The sequence below is a fragment of the Polaromonas sp. P1_E3 genome, from assembly GCF_056405935.1.
On the sequence record NZ_JBFUBD010000350.1, the window covers coordinates 1 to 2,763 of the forward strand.

The window sequence follows — 2,763 nt, forward strand, 5'->3', positions numbered from 1 at the left end:
GGCGTGGCCAGCGGCCGTGTCAGCAGGTTCTTTCGCTCAAAGTGAAAGAGCGTGAGCGCCGGCACGACGCTGGGCGTGGCCAGCGGCCGTGTCAGCAGGTTCTTTCGCTCAAAGTGAAAGAGCGTGAGCGCCGGCACGACGCTGATGCCGACGCCTGCCTCGACCATGCCGGTCACGGTCGCCAGCTGGTCCACTTCCAGCACCGTATGGGTCTGCAACGGATGCAGCGCCGCGTCCAGCGCCTGTCGCACGCTGCTGTTGCGCGACATGTGGATAAACGGGAAGGCCGCCAGTTTCTTCAGCGTCAATACTTTTTCTGTGGCCAGGGGATGGTCCGTGCGGCAGACCAGGTGAAACCGGTCGGTGCAAAGCAGCTGCGTGGTTAGCCCCGCATGCGCGGCGCCTGTCGAGGCGAGCGCGAAGTCGGCCTTGCCGCTGCGCACCAGCTCAATGCAGGCGTCCGACAGCAGGTCGCTGAGATTCAGGTCGATGCCGGGCCATGCCTGCCTGAACTCCGCAAAAATGGAAGGGAGCCAGCCAGCCGCGAGGGAGGGCAGGGCCGCCACATGCACGCGTCCCTTGCGGCGCTCGACATGATCGCTCAGCTCGCCCACCGCGGCGCTGAAGTCGCCCAGCAATTGCCGCGCCGGCGTTTCAAACAATCTTCCCTCCGCTGTCAGCTGTACGCTGCGCGTGTCGCGGTCAAACAGCCGGGTGTTGAGTTCCGCCTCCAGGGCCTGGATCAAGGCACTGAAAGCCGGCTGCGACAGGTGGCACGCGGCAGCGGCTCGGGTGAAGCTGCCCAGTTCGACCAGCGCCAGAAAAGCCCGCAGCTGGCGCGTCGACAGGTTGGGGCTGCGCGCAGGCAGCCGGGCCGCATTTTTTGGGGTGGTGGTGGACGCGGCCATTCATTTGCTTTTCAAGTTAATTTATAGGAATTTTGCATTTTACAAATAAGAAGCCGAAGCTTAAATTCGTGGCATTCAACGCCTGGCCATGATGACCTCCGCCGCCACTGATACCGACACCCATACCGCCAAATCTTCGGCCAGCCTGCTGATCGGTTGCGCTGCYGGCTTTTCGGGTGACCGCGTGGATGCGGCCGGACCGGTCGTGGACACCCTGATCGCCCGGGGTGGGCCGGCGTTTTTGATTTTCGAGACGCTCGCAGAACGCACGCTGGCGCTGGCACAGTTGCGCCGCCGTGCCGACCCCGGCGCCGGCTTTGAGCCGTTGCTGGACGACCTGTTGCGCCCCGTTCTGGCGCGCTGCCTGCTGCACCGCATTCGCATCGTCAGCAACTTCGGCGCGGCCAACCCCATAGGCGCGGCGCGGCATATCCAGGCCATGGCTCGCGAGCTGGGTTTGCCCGCACCCCGTATTGCGGTGATCGAAGGCGATGATCTTTCCGGGGAGCCTCACCGCGAGCTGCTGCGCAACCGGCTTGGCAGCGCCATGGACGGCATTCGCATGGTCAGCGCCAATGCCTACATTGGTGCCGAAGCGATTGCCGCTGCGCTGGACGCCGGCGCGCAAATCGTAGTGGCCGGGCGCGTGGCCGATCCATCGCTCGCCGTCGGGCCCGCCATGTCGCACTTTGGCTGGCGTGCCGATGACTGGGACCGGCTGGCACGCGCCACCATGGCCGGGCACCTGCTGGAATGCGGTGCACAGGTTTGTGGCGGTTACTTCGCGGACCCCGGCTACAAGGACGTTCCCGAGCTGCATGCCGTCGGCTACCCGATTGCTGAAATCAGCGCTGACGGCCACTGCACCATCGGCAAGGCCGACAACACCGGGGGGCTGGTGAACCTTGCCAGCGTCAAGGAGCAATTGCTCTATGAAGTGCATGACCCGGCCGCCTACCTCACGCCCGACGTGGTGGCCGACATCAGCGCTGCGCAGCTTGAACAGCTTGGGCCCAACCGCGTGGCGCTGGGCGGCGTGCGCGGCCATGCCCGGCCGACCAGCCTGAAGGTCAACCTCTGCCATGAGGGCGGCTGGTTGGCCGAGGGTGAAATTTCCTACGCCGGCCCGCGTGCCGAGGCCCGCGCCCGGCTGGCTGCCGATGTGCTGCGCCGGCGCCTGCCGGCCCTGGCGCTGCGCGTGGACCTGGTCGGTGCGGTCAGCGTCATGGGTGACGACGCCGGCCATCTGTTGGCTGCGACCCCTGTTGGCGATGCACGCGATGTTCGCTTGCGGGTCGCTGCCACGCACACCGACCGCACCGAGGCCGAGCGGCTGGCGCGTGAGGTCACCGCGCTGTATTGCTGCGGCCCGGCCGGCGGCGGCGGCGTGCGCACGGCCCTGACGCCAAGGCTCAATACCTTGTCTTGCGTGGTGCCGCGCGAAGCTGTGAAGGTTTCTTTCAGGATGCTGGATACCGCGGTGCCGGACATGGCAAAGGAGGCCGCATGAGCCAGGCCATGATCACCGTGCCGTTGTACCGCGCCGCGCACGGCCGGACGGGCGACAAGGGCAACCGGTCCAACATCAGCGTGATTGCCTGGCACGCGGCGCTATATCCCGTTCTTTTGCAGCAGCTGAGCGGAGCCGCAGTGGCGCACCACTTTGCCCATCGCAAGCCCAGCCGTGTGCAGCGGTTTGAGCTGCCTTTGCTGGGTGCGATGAACTTTGTGCTCGACGACGTGCTCGACGGCGGCGTGAACGACGCCCTCAACCTCGACACGCACGGCAAATCGCTTTCTTTCTGGCTGCTGGATTTACCCATCGAGGTTCCGGCAGCGCTCGCTAGTTTGCTGG

3 protein-coding genes are annotated in these 2,763 nt (G+C 65.7%); 2 read left to right on the forward strand and 1 reads right to left on the reverse strand.

Annotated features, from left to right (window positions below):
• On the reverse strand, window positions 1-908 hold a 908-nt coding region (locus AC1D0Z_RS18985), incomplete at its 3' end, for a LysR family transcriptional regulator (protein WP_477659744.1).
• 91 nt (window positions 909-999) lie between these two features.
• On the opposite strand from AC1D0Z_RS18985, the gene AC1D0Z_RS18990 reads away from it, so the two are divergent.
• Entirely contained in the window at window positions 1,000-2,418 is a 1,419-nt protein-coding gene (locus AC1D0Z_RS18990; protein ID WP_477659745.1) for an acyclic terpene utilization AtuA family protein, read from the forward strand.
• On the forward strand, window positions 2,415-2,763 hold a 349-nt coding region (locus tag AC1D0Z_RS18995; RefSeq protein ID WP_477659746.1), incomplete at its 3' end, for an AtuA-related protein. The genes AC1D0Z_RS18990 and AC1D0Z_RS18995, both read left to right, overlap by 4 nt.